Here is a 17,586-nt window from a genome sequence, read left to right as displayed (position 1 = left end):
AATTACTCAAAATTAGCAGCTAACTTTTCTAGTATAACCGAGGCGAGATAGCTGCCGCTAGGCTTCGCCAACGCTCTTTTTGTCAGAGAAAGGAGCGATCGCTTTTTACTGATAACTGATAACTGATAACTGATAACTGAAATTACCAGGCTCAAAAATGCTACAATATTCATTAACTTCATTATTATTGGAGTGTACCGACGATCGCTGATAACTGAAATACCCATGAACAAAACCCAAACCCAACTTCCCACAGACACTTGGATAACTGCCACCTGGCAAGAATATATCCAAACCATTGAAGACCCAAGTTACGAAAAAGCCAAAAGTTATTACCACAACGGAAAATTTAGAATCGAAATGTCACCAGGATACAGACACGGTAAAGACCACATGGTTATTATTACTTTAGTTAACTTATTTGCGATGGCCAAAAAGATTAAGGTTGATGGCATAAATGAGTGTATTTATCGCAAAACAGGACTTCGATCAGCTCAACCAGACGCTTCCTTTTATATTGGAAAAAATGCAGATGTAATTCCTCCTGAAACATCTATTATTGACTTAGATATTTATCCTCCACCAAATCTAGTTATAGAAGTTGCCAATACTTCCCTTGCTGATGATATAGGGGAAAAACGTTTGCTATACGAAGCAATGAATGTTGCTGAATATTGGATAGTTGATGTGCAGAATGTAGAAGTTATTGCCTTTGCCATTGCTAATGGAGGTAGTAAAAGAATTAACCAGTCTCAAGTTTTACCTGATTTAGCAATTTCTTTCTTAGAGGAAGTGCTGCAACGGACTTCTCAAGAAAATCAAATCGAAACTTACACTTGGTTATTCAGTCAGTTTCAGTCGTAGAATTTGCCAAGATGGAGCGATCGCTAATTTTGCCTACTAACGATTAAATATACCTTTTCTCATAAAACCCATGAACAAAACCCAAACTCAAATACCCACAGACACTTGGATAACAGGAACCTGGCAAGAATATATCCAAACCATTGAAGACCCAAGTTACGAAAAAGCCAAAAGTTACTACCACAACGGAAAATTTAGAATCGAAATGTCACCATTAGGAAGCCAGCATGGTAGAGACCATGCAGTTATTACCACAACAATTAATATATTTGCTGCTATCAAAAAAATTAACCTCACCTGTATAGATAATTGCACTTATAGCAAAACTGGACTTCGAGCAGCTCAACCAGACATTTCCTATTATATTGGAGAAAATGCAGATGCAATTCCTTGGGAAACATCTGTTATTAACCTAGATATTTATCCTCCACCAAGTCTAGTTATAGAAGTTGCTAATACTTCCCTTGCAGATGATAAAGGCGAAAAGCGTTTGTTGTATGAAGCAATGAATGTTGCTGAATACTGGATAATTGATGTGCAGAATACAGAAATAATTGCCTTTGCTGTTGCCAACGGAGGTAGTCAAAAAATTAATGAGTCTCAAGTTTTACCAGGATTAGCTATTTCTTTCTTAGAAGAAGTGTTGCAACAGACTCGTCAAATAAATCAAGCTCAAGTTTACACTTGGTTATTAAGTCAGTTTCAGTCGTAGAATTTGCTAAAGTGGAGCGATCGCTAATTTTGCCTACTAACGATTAAATATACCTTTTCTCATAAAACCCATGAACAAAACCCAAACTCAAATACCCACAGACACTTGGATAACAGGAACCTGGCAAGAATATATCCAAACCATTGAAGACCCAAGTTACGAAAAAGCCAAAAGTTACTACCACAACGGAAAATTTAGAATCGAAATCTCACCATTAGGAAATAACCATGCTACAGACCACATGATTATTACTACTACAGTTAATTTATTTGGGATGGCTAAAAAGATCGAGGTAGATGGCAAAGATAACTGTACCTACCGCAAAACTGGATTTCGAGAAGCTCAACCAGACGCTTCCTTTTATATTGGAGAAAATGCTAATGTAGTTCCTAGGAAAACATCTATTATTGACCTAGATATTTATCCTCCACCAAATTTAGTTATAGAAGTTGCCAATACTTCCCTTTCTGATGATAAAGGGGAAAAGCGTTTGTTGTATGAAGCAATGAATGTTTCTGAATATTGGATAGTTGACGTGCAGAAGCAAGAAATTATTGCCTTTGCTATTGCCGATGGAGGTAGTAAAAGAATTAACCAGTCTCAAGTTTTGCCAAATTTAGCAATTTCTTTATTAGAGGAAGCACTGCAACGCACTTATCAAGAAAATCAAACTCAAGTTTACACTTGGTTATTCAGTCAGTTTCAATAGCAGGAAATAGGGAGTTTAACGAAGTCAGAAGTCAGAAGTCAGAAGCGGTGCGACCCCGCGACGACGCCAGCTCGCTTGCGGAACGCGCACCAAGAGAGTCAGAAGTTATTTTTGTAACGGGGATTTAAGCAATTCTCCAAAAATATTACGCCTTAAAAGGCGGGGTTTTAGACCCATATTGTTTTGATAAGTGAAAAAAATTCCGCGTTCTCAAGGAATTCCTGGCATGGGAGCAAGATGCTCCCACTACCCTGCATCCTAACAAAAATAATTATGATGCACCACCACCTCAAAATTTTCTAATAACTGATAACTGACTCCCTGTTGCATTTCCAATAAATTTCCTGTTAAAATTCCACCTACAGTCTCAAATATTAACAGGAAATGCCTTATGTCTCTAACAGTTGAAGACTTGGAAAAAATCCAAACCCAACTAACAGAAGCACATTTAGACTACCGCACCGAATTAGTTGACGGGCAAATTATCATCATGGGATTATCAGACTACGTTTCCGAAGTTATTATCGCCCGGTTAACATTTTTCTTGCAAAACTGGGTGATACCAAGAGCATTAGGTTATGTTACTGGATCGGGTGCAGGTTTTCGTCTCCCAGACGGCAACTTACGCGGTCCCGATGTATCCTTTGTTCCTGCTGCCAAGATGCGTAAAGCTCCCCGTGCTTTTGCCGAAATCGTTCCTGACCTAACTATCGAAGTCAGGTCAGCATCGGATAACATTAAACCTCTAGCTGAAAAACTGCAAAGATTTATTGAGTTAGGCAGTCAAGTAGGTATTTTAGTAGACCCGAAAAACTTAACCGTAACTGTATATCGTGCATCTGGGGAACCAATAGTTTTAACCAATGAAGATACATTGACTATTCCGGAATTATTACCCGGTTGGGAACTGCCAATATCAGAAATTTGGCCGCCAGTGTTCGAGTAATATCAACTCAGGTGGAATAGTTGTTATGGCGACGAAAGAAAGCAATCTCCTAAACTCCTGAGATTGCTTCCTTCCACGGAGTGACCGTCGCAATGACTACAGGTATATTCAATAATTGATAATGGATAATGGATAATTAGGCGTTGCTGAATTGAAGTATGAATGTGCGATTGTTTGGTTCTCGCCTTCGCCCCCGCTGGTCCCCCATTCAACACAAAGGGCAGCAACATCTGGCTTCCCCCATTCAACACAAAGGGCAGCAACATCTGGCTTCCCCCATTCAACACAAAGGGCAGCAACATCTGGCTTCCCCCTTTCTAAGGGGGACGGGAGGGGGATCATACAGGGGGACGGGAGGGGGATCATACAGGGGGACTTTTAGAGTTTTATTCCCCCCAATTTTGGGGGGCTAGGGGGGCTTGCATCATACCTAAAATCAGCAACGCCGATAATTAATAATTAATTATTACCTCTCCTTGATAAGTAGTATAAATGCGGTATCCAGGCAAAACTAAACCAACTCCCCAAAAGCTATGAACAGTTCCTGGATAGTTTTCTTCCAGTAAACTACCTCCCAAACGCATTTTCAAGCATCCCAACCAAATGTAAAGACCAGGAATAAGAGTATCCATACTGTAGGCGATCGCTTGTAATTTGCGATCTGGATACTGAGAAGATGACGAAATTGTGTTTTTTTTCATATCTATAGCGGGGGAGCAGGAGAGTAGGGTAGTAGTAAACATAAGAATAATTAACAATAATACCAATTCTCAAAAACTTTGCTATACTTAAAATTTATATTTCTAAATACTATTTATTGACGTGATGTAAGCCTTTAATCATCTTTGCCATTTTGAGGCTTATTTTGACACTTTCCAAGTGTAGCATTACTTTTGATGAATGGTATAACTGGGGTGCTAATTATCAAAAAAGTTATTCAGAATAATTGAAGTTTTACCTAAGTTAAACATTCTTTTTTCACCCTTGGTATAATATAGCCTTTCTCAACCTAATCCTAATGAGGTACACCTATCTTTATTTGTCTTCTATTTGATATTAAAACTAAGAGAACGTAATGTTAGTTCGAGCAAAATAGTTATACTTTTTCTAGTAGTCATGATTCTCAAATCAGAATAAATATTTTATACCAAATCCCAAAAATCAGAAAGAGAATCAATTCTTATCCATAAATATTTTAATATTTCTTCAATGTTCCCTATTCCCCATTCCCTATTCCCTCTTTTATGAAGATATCTAATGCAAAATCTTTTAATTCCCCTGACTATTCATAAAATTTTTTTTAAAATTGGTATAAGACCTACCACCTAAAACCTAAAATCTACCACCTTATGAATAAAACAAAAATGATTGGTCAACTTTTAGATGGACGTTACCGCGTTGTTCAAATCCTGAGTGCTGGTGCATTTGGACAAACCTATCTGGCAGCCGATACTCGTCGCCCTGGGCATCCTCAATGCGTGGTCAAACAACTACGCGCTCCTGGCAATAGTTATACAATAGTTAAAACTGCTCACCGTTTATTCAAACAAGAAGCAGAAATATTAGAAAAATTAGGTAGGCACGACCAGATTCCTTTACTATTAGCTTATTTTGAAGAAAATAACCAATTTTATTTAGTTGAAGAATTCATTCCTGGAACACCATTAAATAAAGAAATTATACCAGGCAAACCTTGGCAAGAAAAACAAGTAATCAAACTGTTGTTAGAAATCTTAGAAGTTTTAGTATTTGTACATAAAAATGGTGTAATTCATCGGGATGTTAACCCATCTAATTTAATTAGGCGTCAACCAGATGAAAAATTAGTTTTAATTGATTTTGGTTCTGTCAAAGAAGTTAGTCATCGAATTGCACTAGAAAATGGAGAAGAACAACGAACAATAGCTACAGGTACTCCTTCCTATATGCCCATCGAACAATTTCAAGGCATTCCTCAATTTAATAGCGATCTGTATGCAGTGGGTATGATTGCCATTCAAGCTTTGACAGGTATTCCCAGTAGTGAACTCCCAAAATTACAAGACCTTAGTCCATCAAATCCTAGTGGTATTCTCTGGCGAAATCGAACTGAATGTTCTTCAAATCTGGCTGATATCCTCGACCGAATGGTACATTACCATCATACAAAACGTTACAAGTCTGCAGAAGAAGTTGTGAAAGCGCTAGAGAAAATTAGCAGTCGTTCTCAAACATTTACAGGACCATCACCTAGAAGTAAAAGCAGTCGCAATTCTCAAACTCAAACAAGCTTACTGAGAATGACATCTCATCCTTTATGGTTTGTTTTATTTGGTTTTGCTAGCGTGGGGGCGATCGCAGTGCTGATTGGGTTAGTGAATTTCTTGAATCGCCCCAACCCGGTCAAAGCAGAGAGAATATTTGAGAAAGGGAGAGAAAGTGCGAACAATGGTAATCAAAGAGCAGCAATTGCCGCTTATGACAAAGCAATTCAACTAAATCCCAATGAAGAAGAATATTACTATAAACGTGGCAATGCTTATTATAACTTAAAAAATTACCCACAAGCTATTGCTGACTACAGCAAGGTAATTAATTTGAACCCTAGCCATGTTAATGCTCATTTTAACCGAGGGACAGTTCGTTATGAGACCCAAGATTATGCTGGAGCAATTAATGATTTCACCCAAGTATTGCGCCTCAAACCGCAAGATGCTGAAGCGTATTATAAAAGAGGATTAGTTCACTACAGCTCTCAAAATTATCCTGCTGCTATTGCTGACCACACTCAATCTATTCGACTGCAACCCAATAATATAGATGCTTATCATGGTCGAGGATTAGCTCGTGCTGCCAATGATAATTTACAAGGAGCAATAGCAGATTATACTGAAATGGTTAGACTTGAACCAAATAAAATAGATGGTTATTATAGTAGAGGCAGAGCGCGCTTTTTTCTGGGAGATTATCAAGGCTCTTTAGATGATTACAACAAAGTTATTGAAATCAACCCGGAAAATGAAGAAGCTTATGCTAATCGTTGCAGCACATATTTGAATTTAGCTACTTATGAAAAAGCTATATCTGATTGCACTCAAGCAATTACAATTAACCCGGAAAATGAAGTTGCTTATAATAATCGATGTATTGCTTACCTAAATCTTAAAGAGTATGAAAAATCTATATCTGATTGTACAAAAACAATTGAAATTGCTCCCAAAAGTCCCTCAGCTTATACAAATAGAGGATTGGCTTACGCTTCGGCAAATCAACTAGAAAAGGCAATAGAAGATTATACTAAAGCAATAGCTATCAGTCCAAATAATGCAGAAGCTTATTCAAATCGTGCTAGTGTTTATTTTCAACAAGAAAATTATGAGCAAGCGATCGCTGACTATGTTCAAGCAATTCGACTTAATCCTGAATATGCTGATGCTTACTATGGTAGAGGATTAGTTAGAGTTAATCTGGGGGATAAAAGAGGGGCAATTAGTGATTTTGAAAAAGCAGCTAAACTTTATTTAGAGCAAGGTCGAACAGGAGGCTATAGAGATGCCCAATATCAAATTGAGCAGTTGAATTAGATAGGGAGTAGGGGAGCGGGGGATTCACAGGGATAGGTCTTTTACCGAAAAATTGGGTTTAAAGCCTCGCCCTTGTAGGGCGACTTTTTATTTTATTTGCAAGTGAATTGAATATATGCTACACTATTATTAGTTGCCGAGGCGCACTCGGAAACTCTAAACGGACGTGGAGGGAAGCGTCAGACTACCGCCAAGGAAGCAGCACCCTGTGTTAGCGACAGCTATGCGAAGCAAAGCGTCAACCCGCCGAAGAGCTACGGCTCAGTAGGAATCCCCGTGCCTTTAGGCCGGGGAGGATGTCAAATTCTCCCCATATTCCGCAGGTTATAGTAGAAATTTTGAATACTTTTCAAGTAAGGCAGGGCAAAGACTTCAATATTTTGGCCATCATAGATTGAGGTGAAAAATTCCTCCCTTTCAGTCCCAAATGCGATCGCATTTAATTAGGGTTTGCTGAAAAAGTCTGATGGGTGAGGGTAGGAGACAACCCACCCCTCGCCCCTCCCCCTCCGGTGGAGGGGAGGGGAATACTGGAGACAGGAGTCAGAATTTACGGGGAGTTTAGAGGTGGGAGTCGGAAGAATAGTCCGTTAATTTTTCTGCCAAGTGTGAGCCTTTAATACTAACACGCATGAACCTTTTTGACCTAACTTCTTGCACTTTTTCAATACCTAAAAAGGCCAATACCAATATCATTCAATGCTTTCATATTTAATCAGCAAGCCCTAATTACTTTCCTACCTACTATTAATATTTCTAGACTATTCACTTGACTTGGTTACTTGGAGAACGAGAATAGCGATCGCTATCTGAGTAAAAAAAATCCCCTTTCCAGCACTGTTAACCTGTGGCACAGGTTGGTTTAAGAAGTATTTGGTATAGTCTGTGGAGAATAATTAGGCCAAGGTTCAGGGTATAAAGGTGGCAAAAAAACTGGTTTACCATTCAGAAAAACTGATTACTACTACAGGGTTTTTGAGCAGGAAATAGCTTAAAGCGCCATTTCTCGCCTCAAACTTTCTGAAAATGACAAAAAAAGCGCAATTTTTGCCCACTTGCAGTATAACTCACTAACTTTGTAAAAAACCTACCCCTGTAAAATTTCCCCATCCCCCCATCTCCCTATCTCCCTATCTTTTATATGGGTTCTATATGACTTCACTTATCCATCTTTATTTGATTTGCGTTTATTTGAGGTCAATGCGCCTAGTGTGCCAAGACCTAAGAGAGCTAACATAGAAGAAGGTTCTGGTGCTTTGGCCAGTTTAATTTCAGTAACTTGGATAGACCATCTGTTACTGCCTGTAGCAATCTCTTGGAATGTCCAAAAGGTCAACGGATCTTCTGGATCGAGAACAGTGGCACTATAGTCCCCCCAACGGTTGCGCCCGATTCCATCGACTACTTCGTAAGTAGCAGTCCCTTCCTCAAGAATCATAAAGTCATCAAAAACTGTGGAACCACCAATATTCTGACCAACTACTGCACAACTACTGACAAACAACGCTTCTCCCGAACAACTGAATCCTATCACGACCTCTTTCCAATCGTTGACAGCTATAGAGCCATAGTAAAAATCAAGATTGGGATCGAAAATATCACCTGTCTCAACCACGGTATTATTAGCTTCATCAATTTTGAACCAGCGAAGCCCTGAGCGACCACCTACCTCTATAGAATGCACGCCCCAGACCCATCCGTCTTTTAGTACTAAATTTGAGCTAAAGCGACTGTTTGATGTATTGATAGTGTCTGGAATGCCAGGCTGCTGGGCAAGTGGAGGGCCAGTAAACCCAGGAACAAAAATATTTCCGTCTGAAATGACTGCCCCGTTATTTATATCCGAGCGCCGGTAAACGCCACTCGAAAAAGAGGAAAACGCCGGGTGCGGGTCTGACGTATTGTCCATATCGACAACAGGCTGCACACTAAAACCTGTGCTGTTGGGGCTGAGATTTTGTTCTAGACCGACAACATCTAAGGTATCCTTGTCCACCTCAAGGATGGTTGTATTAACACCGCTTCCACTCAGGGGAAACATATTGGCAGAGATGAAAAGATTGTCTGCATTGATGCCGAGAGTGGGAAAATCTGCCCAGTGGCTATTATCTGTGTCGCTGTCGATAGAAACTGCTGTCCAGCCATTAAGAGGATTGGAGTCAATGGAGGCAGCAACTAGAAAATTATTGGCATTCCCGGCATTGTCCACTGCAGTAGCATACCACCGAGAGCTAAAGGGATCGTACAAAATCCTCGGATCGAAGGAGAAACTTCCAGCAGGTGTTACTCCCGCATTAATCCAGAACTGGTCAAGAGAAGTTCGGGGTTGGGCTAGTAAACCGTTAGTCCCTTTGTCATAGACCGCATATGTACCATTAATCAATTCAACAATGTGGTCTGGACCGACTGCACCCATTGTATCGGGCGGAATGAAACCCAATGTACCTGGGTCAAAGCGTGTTGTTCCAGTGAAGTTTTCTCCAATTACAACCGATTCAATAAGTTTGGCTGCTTCGGCAGGCGTAGAAAAGCCAAACACAGTTGTTACCCCAAGGGCTGCTGATACTAAGATTTTCGACGAAATTTTCATTTATATAATTGACCCCAATAGTAATTTTAACCGCTAATTGGCGTAGAGCGAATCTGCATTACAACTGAAAGTAATAATAGTGCTAACTAAATAAATAAAGCAATAACAAGTCAGTATCTTTACTGAATTTTTATCTAGTTAAGAAGTATAAATATATTAGTTTTTAAATATTTCTAATTTATAGATAAAGTAATAAAAATTTCCATAACTTAACTAAGTGATACTAATTGTATTCAAAAGACTACAATAATTTGCTTAAAATATTTTGTTGTATAAAATTTTAAAAATTCGGATGAAAAATAATATTTAGATTATTAATGATTAAGGAGAAGGCAGAAGTACGAAGGCATAGGGCAGAAGGCAATCTGGCTGGTACTTCTGGCGACGGTCGGCGATCGAGGGTAAAACATCCCCCACTGAACAGAGTGTCAGTGGCTCCTTTTCAGGAGGAGATTCAAACCCCTCCTAATATAGAATCCGGTTGAATAGTTATTGTATAGTTGGGAGTAGGGGACCCACCCCTAACCCCGACCGTGGAGGGGAAGAGGGGAGTGGGGGAGTAGGGGACCCACCCCTAACCCCGACCGTGGAGGGGAAGTAGGGGAGTAGGGGAGTAGAGGAGATTAAAGGCTTGAAGTAATTATAGAAATTATCAACTATCAACATATACTATATAACCGGATTCTATATGAAAAGTTCCTTCTGCCTTCTTTAATCCCACATTCCGCACTTCAAGAGCGTAACATAAAAATTAGTATAAAATCCGTAGCTTGCTTAGGTATTTATACTGTATAAATTATCTTCATTTACCTCAATCGAGAGTCAAATTCTCAGATTACTTATGGCAGCATAAACACTTACTGAATCCTTGACTCTTATTGACTACTATAATTTACTTCTTACTTCTTACTTCTTAATGCATGACTTTTGACTTTTGACTTATTTTTTATACTACATTTTGTGGTGCGGAATGTGGGTTAATTCTCTCTCCTCAGTCCTCCTGACTCCTGTACGTCCCCAATCCGACGGCTCCCCTACCTGGCTCCTGACTCCTCTTGAAAAATTTATTTACTTTATACAAAATAATGTTGATTTTTGTGAAGTGTTTAATATCTAAAAACCATATAAAAACGGAGATACGTTGGATTTATAAGTAAAATTTATAGTAGATATCCAGAAATAAGAAGGGTTTGTCTTCATCAAATCTTCACAAAACTTGGCGACTACTTGAAAAATAGGTCGATATTATAGCAATGTGCGCTGGCATATTTACATACTATAGATTAATTACTAATGTAGCATTGCGGTAGCTGTATGGTCTGCATTTTTCAGAAATTACGCGATCGCGCCTGGGTCAAGATTATACTACAAATTAATTACCGAAAAATTGTGGGTATGCGCCTCCCCTTGATCGGGGATAATAAGCGGTCGTTTGCGGAGCAGTCCGTTAGGATGGGATGGCGAGGTCTCGGAGCCATATCCAATCGACCAAGAGAAGAAAAATTTTCATGAATTTGTCAATCCTATCCGTTTCAAGGAGAGGTAATTATTCATTATTCATTATTCATTATTAATTGTTGAACAATGTAGTATTGCGGTAGCTGTATGGTCTGCATTTTTCAGAAATTACGCGATCGCGTCTTCGTCAAAGTTTTAAGGATGCGTGTTCAGGTATTTACAATTTACAGCTTATAACTTATGATGTTTATATCTTAAAATAATTAGTGAGTGTTATATGTTGCCTATTGCCTGTTGCCTGCTATGAATAATAATGTCTGATAGAAAAATAGTTACACTCCTAACTGATTTTGGATTAAAAGATGTTTATGTCGGTGTGATGAAAGGTATAATTTATCAAATTAATCCGACACTAACCCTAATAGACCTCACCCATGAAATTCCTGCTCAAAATTTATTTGCAGCCAGATTTTGTTTAAAAAATGCTTATCCCTATTTTCCCCCTGAAACAGTTCATGTAGCTGTTGTAGATCCAGGTGTAGGAAGTGTCAGAAGAGCGATCGCCATTCAATTATCAACAGGTTTTTTCGTCGGACCCGATAACGGTATTTTTAGTGGAGTGCTGGAAAATGTAGAGACACAAGAAATAACAGTTGTCGAACTGACTAATTCTAACTATTGGCGCACAAATGCACCTAGCACAACCTTCCACGGTCGAGACATATTTGCTCCTGTTGGCGCTCATATTGCTAGCGGGGTTTCATTAGAAAATTTGGGAGAAAAAATTGACCCAGAAAGTTTAATAAAATTACCCTTAAATCAAATTACTCTCACAGACTCAGGTATTGAAGGTTCAGTTCAATACATTGACTATTTTGGCAATATAATTACTAATATTCCCAGAAGTAATGTTGAGGGTAAAACCTGGTCAGTCGTGATTCAAAAAAATGACGATCTTTCGTCCTATCAAACTATAGTCAGTGGCAATACTTATAGTGACTGTAAACCAGGGGAATTAATTGCAATTGTTGGTTCTCACGATTTTGTCGAAATCGCGGCTAATGCTAGTAGCGCTCAATCTCAGCTTAATTTGAAGTATGGGGATAGAGTTCAAATTATAGCGCTGCGCGCAGGCAACAGGCAACAGGCAACAGGCAACAGGGGGAATAAAAAGTTGATAATATAAGGCTTTTAGCTATTGGACACCTTCTGAAATTTGTAAATATGCCAGCGCACATTGCTATATATCATGTTCGGATAATCAGTGATCAAAAAACTTGATCCCTTTTAACCCTTTCTTCCCTCTCTTGGTGCGCATTCCCTTGCGTCTGACGCCGACGCGGGGTCGCACCGCTTCTGCCTCCAGCTCCCGCTGCCTTCTGCCTTCCTTCCTCCAAAGTGTAAGTATTCAACCGAACATGATATTACTCGGTTTTAACTCAGGATGGTTTTTTGATTATCGGAGATGTCTAGTATATGATTAATACTGGATAGCATTTTATTATACATTGTTACAAAAAAGTGCGTTTCCTTTATAAAAACAAACAGAAGTCTTATTATGTCTAGCGAACAAAGATCGAAACATCCCTTTCATATGTACGAGGCGATTTTTGCACAACCTCAAGCATTTACTAATGTAGCTAAACGCAATGAAGTCTTAATTGATAATTGCGCTACCCGTATAGCCTCCTGTGAGCGACTATTTTTAGTTGGTATTGGAACTTCATATCATGCAGCTCTCGTCGGTGATCACTTAATGCGTTTGTATGGGGGAGACCTTTTCACACAAACATTTCACTCATTTGATTTTGCCCTTTATAGACCCCGAATAACCCCAAGAGATTGTGTCATTGGTATTAGTCATCGCGGGAATAAACTTTATACAGTTGAATCTCTCAAATATGCTCGTGAAGTAGGTTGTTACACGATATTAATTACCGGTGAAGGTGTGGCTACTGAGGCTGTACAAAGTGATATCACCTTAACTACAGTTGCACAGGATAAATCAGCAGCTCATACCGTTAGTTATATTGGTACAATTTCAGTCTTATCTACTCTTGCAGATCGTATTGGTTTTCATCGTACCGGGACAAGTCTTCTATCGAAAAGTTTTCTAGAGCATGAACTTCCTGAACTACTGTCTGTAGCACTAGAAACGGAGAATGAGATGGTACGCTTCGCCCACGAACAAGTCAATCGGCGACGCATCTGGTTGGTTGGTGGTGGCCCAAATGCGATCGCAGCTAATGAAATCGCCCTGAAAATTAAGGAAACTTCTTATTTGCAAGCTGAAGGTATGTCAATCGAAACGATGCTGCATGGGCCATTTCAATGTACTGAACCAGAAGACCTCTTTATTTTGATTGCGCCGACTGGTCCAGCACAGAGGCGCGTTTTAGAGCTAGCGGGACTTATCCAAGAAATTGGTGCAGCCTATCTAGTGATTAGCGACGGGGCAGCGGAATCGCTCCGTGCTAGCGCAACAGGGTGGGTTATTGTTCCAAAAGTTCCAGAACCATTCTGTTCTCTAACCTGCCTTGTGTCGCTCCAATTATTTACCTATTACTTAGCATTAGAGTGCGGAACAAATCCTGATGGATTTCGGCTTGAAGACCCACGTTTTGGCCGTGCACGCTCATTAATACAGTTGTAGGGAGATGTAAATAATTGATAATTGATAATTGATAATTGATAATTACCTCTCCCTAAAACGGATAGGATTGAATAAAAGGAAAATTAATTCATTGTTTCTCCACGGCGTGTGAGAGGATTTTTACCTTAATCCTACCTACATTCCGCAGGTTTTAACCCACATTCCGCACTTCAATTTGTAACATGAAAATGAGTATAAAATCCTGAGGTTGCTTAGGTATTTATACTATATAAATTATCCTCATTTACCTTGATCGGGAGTCAAATTCTCAGTTAAATATTAAGCATAAATACTTAATGAGTAGTTGATTCCTATTGACCACTATAATTTACTTCTTACTTCTTACTTCTTACTTCTTACTTCTTACTTCTTACTTCTTACTTCTTACTTCTTACTTTTGAATTATATTTTTATGCTAAATTTTGTAGTGCGGAATGTGGGTTCTGCCTTCTGCCTTCTTCAATGAAAATCGCGAACTTAGATTATATCAAATCCGTTTAATTCGGCACGTAAAAAATGTTCCATCTTCAACCATTACCAAATATTTCTCCCCTCCAGGGAGGGGTTAGGGGTGGGTCCCCATTTCCCCATCTCCCTATCTCCCTACCTCCCTATCTAATTACACCGATGCTACCGGATTTGATATTAAACCTGAATATCCCACAAGTTTTCTTGATACTTCTTCACATCCTCAATAAAACGCTGAGGATAAACATTGCGAAATTTATGATTGTCTTGAGGAATAGTTTCGATCATGAAGTCAATCATTCCTTGAGGGTCGAGTTGCAAATCTTCCCCTGCAAATAGTTGCTGTATATCCCGAACTGGCTTCTCTGGGGTGAAGTTTCGGTCGGGGTCGTACCACTGGTCGAGGGTGTCGTACATACGATCGTTAAAGCCAGTACGAAATGGTCCGGGGTTAATAGTTGCAATCTGTACTCCAGTACCTTCCATTTCCTCACGCATCAACTGCACAATGGCTTCGAGGGCGTGTTTGGACGCGCAATAGGGTGCGAGAAACGGGAAGGTGGCAAACCCCGCGATCGAAGAAGTAAAGATAATCTTTCCCTTGCCTTTTTTGACAAAATGACGGGCGAACGGCTGGATAAATTCTAGCGTACAGAAGACATTCACCTCAAATACGCGACGTACTCGATCGACAGGAATTTCAGCTATAGGACCCGTTTCCCCAGTAGCTGCGTTGGGAGCTAAAATGTCGAGTTCCTCGCCATATTTCTCAAACACAAATTCACGTTCATCTTTATTCAGCAGATCCATCTTAGTGATTTCAACTTCTACACCTTCTTGTTCTGCTGCTGCTTTGAGTTCAGTAACTTGAGGCCAGTTTTCACAGGTAGCAATTACCTTATGACCTTTTTTTGCCAACCCCAGCACCGTACCTTTACCGAATCCCGATCCTGCACCCGTCATTAAAATTGTCTTACTCATAAGAAATCTCCTTTCTGGGAAAAAATACTTTGATTTATGAAACAAACTTAGATGATTTGATGGCTTTTATAGACGATTGGTTCGCCATCCAAAATGTCCTTGAATTTTTCAACCGCTGAAATAAGATGGGGTGTTTTCCAATGTGCAGATTCAAAATCCGTATCTTGCCATTCTTCAAAAGACAGTATGGTATTAGGATCTTCTTGGTTACGATAAAATCCATATTGCAACGCCCCTGCTTCCTGACGAGTCTGTCTTGCTAGCTCTTCTAGAACCGCAACTAGCTCGTTAAACTTTCCAGTTTGAGCCTTCAATACGGCAACAGTGTATAGTTTTTCGCTCATGATCTTTACTCTTTGTTTCTAATTTTGGCGTTGCTGAATTGAAGTATGAATGCGCGATTGTTTGGTTCTCGCCTTCGCCCCCGCGCATCCCCCATTCAACAAAAAGCGCAGCATCCTCTGGCTTCCCCCGTTCAACAAAAAGCGAAGCAACATCTGGCTTCCCCCTTTCCAAGGGGGACAGGAGGGGGATAAAATCGGGGACGGGAGGGGATTAATAATATAGAATCCGATTATATAGTATATGTTGATAATTTCTTAAATTACTTCAAACCTTTAATCTCCCCTACTCCCCCACTCCCCCACTCCCCTCTTCCCCTCCACCGGAGGGGTTAGGGTGGGTCCCCTACTCCTAACTATACAATCACTATTCAACCGGATTCTATATAAAGGGGGACTTTTAGAGTTTTATTCCCCCCAAAATTGGGGGGTTAGGGGGGCTTGCATCATACCCAGAATCAGCAACGCCCTAATTTTCTTTAGAGTTTTATTCCCCCAAAATTGGGGGTTAGGGGCTTGCATCATACCCAGAATCAGCAACGCCCTAATTTTCTATTGTTCACTAGGATTGAAGTTGATGTATCAGTTATCTTTAAATCTAGCTGCATTGGCAGCTTGGGCAGTGTCAACATCACCCCGACCAAAAAACGCAGGTACGGGTTTGGGTTTTTCTAAAGCTCTTTGGGTAGCAGGTCGTTCGTCAATACAGTCAAACCAAGCTTGAAGATTGTTCAACCCGTCTACAGAAACCTTTGCCCAATAGTAGGACCTCGCCCAAGGATAAGTAGCGATATCTGCGATCGTAAATTCATCTCCCACCAAGAATATTTTACCCTCAAGCTGTTTATCCAATACTTCCAGTAATCTACGCGACTCTTTTACATATCGCTCGATCGCAAACTCATCTCGATGTCCCTGGGGTTCGGCAATTCTTTGAAAGTACATCGCCTGTCCCATCATTGGTCCGATACCACCCATTTGAAACATTAACCATTGAAGTGTTTGAGAGCGAGCTTTTTCATTTTGAGGGAGAAACTTTTGATATTTTTCTGCCAAATACCAGAGAATTGCACCCGATTCAAAAACAGCAAAATCGTCATTACCCCGGTCTATGATCGTTGGAATACGTCCGTTCGGGTTGAGCTTCATGTACCAATCTGACTTTTGTTCTTTTTTAGAAAAGTCAATATAGGTCATGTCATACTCAACTTCAGCTTCTTCAAGAAAAATTACTGGCTTCCATCCGTTCATGGTGGAGGCTGTATAAAGATGAATATCTGGTTGTTGTGTCACGATCTTTTCTCGGTTATAAATTCATAGTGTCGCTACGCGGAAGTTAAAATTCAAAAGTCAAAAGTACTGATTTGTTATTGTTTTAGGATTTTGTAACTGGTCAGTTATCAAAATAATATGGATCTAAAACCACGCCTTTTAAGGCGAAATGTTTTTGGAGCGGATCTCAAATCCTCTACTTCCCCTCCTGGGAGGGGTTAGGGTTGGGTTAACTTCTGAATTCAGAATTCTGAATTCGTTAATTCCGCCATCCTGCAATAGTGTTTTTCGAGGAGAAATCCAGCATTAGCCAGCATTACTGACTATAGATGCTACTTGTTGAGTGTCTGCATTTATAAAAGGATTGAAATCAAGAAAAACTTTAGTTAAATGAAGAATGTACCGCTCTTTATCGGACTCAAATTGAGGATTTTTAACAATGTTGTGGCAAGAAAAATGAGGTAACTCCTCTAAACCACAATATTCCTGAGATTTACGCATTGGTAGCAATACTTCTTCTACCGATCGCCCTTCAAAAAAGCTATTCGGATTCTGATTATTGAAGACTTCGATGGGTGCATTCCAGGTAGTAGAGAGCATAAACTTTTTACCTTTCATCAGTCCACCCGATCCATATTCACCACCACTAAACGCAAAAAATTCACCATAAGCATAAACATCATCTAGGTATCGTTTTAAGCTTGATGGCATCATGAACCAGTAAACTGGGTATTGAAAGATTACTGCGTCAGCTTGTTTGAACTTGGCGATTTCTTCTGGAACATTGTAGCCTTCTTCAACAATAGTAGTCAAAATATTATAACGAGCTTTTAAAGTTTCTACTGCGGTCGCAAAAAGACTTTGATTATAGTTACCTTTAGCAAATTCATTAGTTTCTTTGCCTAAAATTAAGAGCAGAGTTTTCATTAGTTTGCCTTGATTTATTTGGTATTTGTCACTGCCTTAATTGAAAGATACAAAATTAAGTTACTATAGTCAACCAGTATATTTTTAGTAACCAGGTGGGAA

At 39.6% G+C, this 17,586-nt stretch carries 15 protein-coding genes; 8 read left to right on the top strand and 7 right to left on the bottom strand.

Annotated features, from left to right (window positions below; all coding sequences use genetic code 11):
* Positions 1-2 precede the first annotated feature (2 nt).
* Positions 3-227, bottom strand: coding sequence for a hypothetical protein (locus tag SAGCYANO_RS10590; protein WP_202220048.1), 225 nt, complete (start codon positions 225-227; stop codon positions 3-5).
* Here SAGCYANO_RS10590 and SAGCYANO_RS10585 point away from each other — a divergent pair.
* The 4 genes from SAGCYANO_RS10585 (at position 226) to SAGCYANO_RS10570 (ending at position 3,231) form a co-directional block, all read left to right on the top strand.
* The gene (locus tag SAGCYANO_RS10585) at positions 226-864 is read left to right on the top strand and encodes a Uma2 family endonuclease (RefSeq protein ID WP_202220047.1); all 639 of its coding nucleotides are present in this window, start codon (positions 226-228) and stop codon (positions 862-864) included. The genes SAGCYANO_RS10590 and SAGCYANO_RS10585 overlap by 2 nt on opposite strands.
* Before the next feature lie 70 nt (positions 865-934).
* Positions 935-1,576 (top strand): Uma2 family endonuclease, encoded by a 642-nt coding sequence (locus tag SAGCYANO_RS10580; RefSeq protein WP_202220046.1) that lies wholly within the window; start codon positions 935-937, stop codon positions 1,574-1,576.
* Positions 1,577-1,646: 70 nt separating this feature from the next.
* Positions 1,647-2,285 carry a Uma2 family endonuclease gene (locus tag SAGCYANO_RS10575; protein WP_202220045.1) on the top strand — a complete coding sequence of 213 codons (639 nt, stop codon included), beginning with the start codon at positions 1,647-1,649 and terminating at the stop codon, positions 2,283-2,285.
* Between the two features lie 391 nt (positions 2,286-2,676).
* Positions 2,677-3,231: a Uma2 family endonuclease gene (locus tag SAGCYANO_RS10570; RefSeq protein WP_202220044.1), complete on the top strand. Its 555-nt coding sequence runs from the start codon at positions 2,677-2,679 to the stop codon at positions 3,229-3,231.
* 452 nt (positions 3,232-3,683) lie between these two features.
* On the opposite strand, the gene SAGCYANO_RS10565 is transcribed toward SAGCYANO_RS10570, so the two are convergent.
* Complete coding sequence (locus tag SAGCYANO_RS10565; RefSeq protein ID WP_202220043.1) at positions 3,684-3,932, bottom strand: hypothetical protein; 249 nt, start codon at positions 3,930-3,932, stop codon at positions 3,684-3,686.
* Positions 3,933-4,580: 648 nt separating this feature from the next.
* Between SAGCYANO_RS10565 and SAGCYANO_RS10560 the strand changes: the two genes are divergently transcribed.
* Positions 4,581-6,794 (top strand): serine/threonine-protein kinase, encoded by a 2,214-nt coding sequence (locus SAGCYANO_RS10560; RefSeq protein WP_237396045.1) that lies wholly within the window; start codon positions 4,581-4,583, stop codon positions 6,792-6,794.
* Between the two features lie 1,162 nt (positions 6,795-7,956).
* Here the strand turns inward: SAGCYANO_RS10560 and SAGCYANO_RS10555 are convergent.
* On the bottom strand, positions 7,957-9,384 hold the full coding sequence (locus SAGCYANO_RS10555) for a PEP-CTERM sorting domain-containing protein (RefSeq protein ID WP_202220042.1): 1,428 nt from the start codon (positions 9,382-9,384) through the stop codon (positions 7,957-7,959).
* A gap of 317 nt (positions 9,385-9,701) precedes the next feature.
* On the opposite strand from SAGCYANO_RS10555, the gene SAGCYANO_RS10550 reads away from it, so the two are divergent.
* From SAGCYANO_RS10550 to SAGCYANO_RS10540, 3 genes are all read left to right on the top strand, one after another.
* Entirely contained in the window at positions 9,702-9,869 is a 168-nt protein-coding gene (locus SAGCYANO_RS10550; RefSeq protein WP_202220041.1) for a hypothetical protein, read from the top strand.
* Between the two features lie 1,286 nt (positions 9,870-11,155).
* The gene (locus SAGCYANO_RS10545) at positions 11,156-12,028 is read left to right on the top strand and encodes an S-adenosyl-l-methionine hydroxide adenosyltransferase family protein (RefSeq protein ID WP_202220040.1); all 873 of its coding nucleotides are present in this window, start codon (positions 11,156-11,158) and stop codon (positions 12,026-12,028) included.
* 372 nt (positions 12,029-12,400) lie between these two features.
* The gene (locus SAGCYANO_RS10540; protein ID WP_202220039.1) at positions 12,401-13,495 is read left to right on the top strand and encodes an SIS domain-containing protein; all 1,095 of its coding nucleotides are present in this window, start codon (positions 12,401-12,403) and stop codon (positions 13,493-13,495) included.
* A 645-nt stretch (positions 13,496-14,140) separates the two neighbouring features.
* Here SAGCYANO_RS10540 and SAGCYANO_RS10535 read toward each other — a convergent pair.
* The 4 genes from SAGCYANO_RS10535 to SAGCYANO_RS10520 all read right to left on the bottom strand — a co-directional run bounded on the left by SAGCYANO_RS10535 (position 14,141) and on the right by SAGCYANO_RS10520 (position 17,484).
* A complete protein-coding gene (locus SAGCYANO_RS10535) occupies positions 14,141-14,944 on the bottom strand; it encodes an SDR family oxidoreductase (protein ID WP_202220038.1) in 804 nt (267 codons plus the stop codon).
* Positions 14,945-14,991: 47 nt separating this feature from the next.
* Complete coding sequence (locus SAGCYANO_RS10530; RefSeq protein WP_202220037.1) at positions 14,992-15,288, bottom strand: putative quinol monooxygenase; 297 nt, start codon at positions 15,286-15,288, stop codon at positions 14,992-14,994.
* Between the two features lie 579 nt (positions 15,289-15,867).
* The gene (locus tag SAGCYANO_RS10525; protein WP_202220036.1) at positions 15,868-16,578 is read right to left on the bottom strand and encodes a glutathione S-transferase family protein; all 711 of its coding nucleotides are present in this window, start codon (positions 16,576-16,578) and stop codon (positions 15,868-15,870) included.
* Positions 16,579-16,863: 285 nt separating this feature from the next.
* A complete protein-coding gene (locus SAGCYANO_RS10520; RefSeq protein ID WP_202220035.1) occupies positions 16,864-17,484 on the bottom strand; it encodes an NAD(P)H-dependent oxidoreductase in 621 nt (206 codons plus the stop codon).
* Positions 17,485-17,586 lie beyond the last annotated feature (102 nt).

Source organism: Okeania sp. KiyG1 (assembly GCF_014132355.1).
GTDB lineage: Bacteria > Cyanobacteriota > Cyanobacteriia > Cyanobacteriales > Microcoleaceae > Okeania.
This window is presented reverse-complemented; position numbering and strand designations above follow the sequence as displayed.

Bases quoted from the DNA above. Each gene is read 5' to 3' on its own strand.
- SAGCYANO_RS10570 (WP_202220044.1), top strand. From the start codon at position 2,677: ATGTCTCTAACAGTTGAAGACTTGGAAAAAATCCAAACCCAACTAACA.
- SAGCYANO_RS10585 (WP_202220047.1), top strand. From the start codon at position 226: ATGAACAAAACCCAAACCCAACTTCCCACAGACACTTGGATAACTGCC.
- SAGCYANO_RS10580 (WP_202220046.1), top strand. From the start codon at position 935: ATGAACAAAACCCAAACTCAAATACCCACAGACACTTGGATAACAGGA.
- SAGCYANO_RS10520 (WP_202220035.1), bottom strand. From the start codon at position 17,484: ATGAAAACTCTGCTCTTAATTTTAGGCAAAGAAACTAATGAATTTGCT.
- SAGCYANO_RS10575 (WP_202220045.1), top strand. From the start codon at position 1,647: ATGAACAAAACCCAAACTCAAATACCCACAGACACTTGGATAACAGGA.
- SAGCYANO_RS10540 (WP_202220039.1), top strand. From the start codon at position 12,401: ATGTCTAGCGAACAAAGATCGAAACATCCCTTTCATATGTACGAGGCG.
- SAGCYANO_RS10590 (WP_202220048.1), bottom strand. From the start codon at position 227: ATGGGTATTTCAGTTATCAGCGATCGTCGGTACACTCCAATAATAATG.
- SAGCYANO_RS10565 (WP_202220043.1), bottom strand. From the start codon at position 3,932: ATGAAAAAAAACACAATTTCGTCATCTTCTCAGTATCCAGATCGCAAA.
- SAGCYANO_RS10545 (WP_202220040.1), top strand. From the start codon at position 11,156: ATGTCTGATAGAAAAATAGTTACACTCCTAACTGATTTTGGATTAAAA.
- SAGCYANO_RS10555 (WP_202220042.1), bottom strand. From the start codon at position 9,384: ATGAAAATTTCGTCGAAAATCTTAGTATCAGCAGCCCTTGGGGTAACA.
- SAGCYANO_RS10530 (WP_202220037.1), bottom strand. From the start codon at position 15,288: ATGAGCGAAAAACTATACACTGTTGCCGTATTGAAGGCTCAAACTGGA.
- SAGCYANO_RS10560 (WP_237396045.1), top strand. From the start codon at position 4,581: ATGAATAAAACAAAAATGATTGGTCAACTTTTAGATGGACGTTACCGC.
- SAGCYANO_RS10535 (WP_202220038.1), bottom strand. From the start codon at position 14,944: ATGAGTAAGACAATTTTAATGACGGGTGCAGGATCGGGATTCGGTAAA.
- SAGCYANO_RS10550 (WP_202220041.1), top strand. From the start codon at position 9,702: ATGATTAAGGAGAAGGCAGAAGTACGAAGGCATAGGGCAGAAGGCAAT.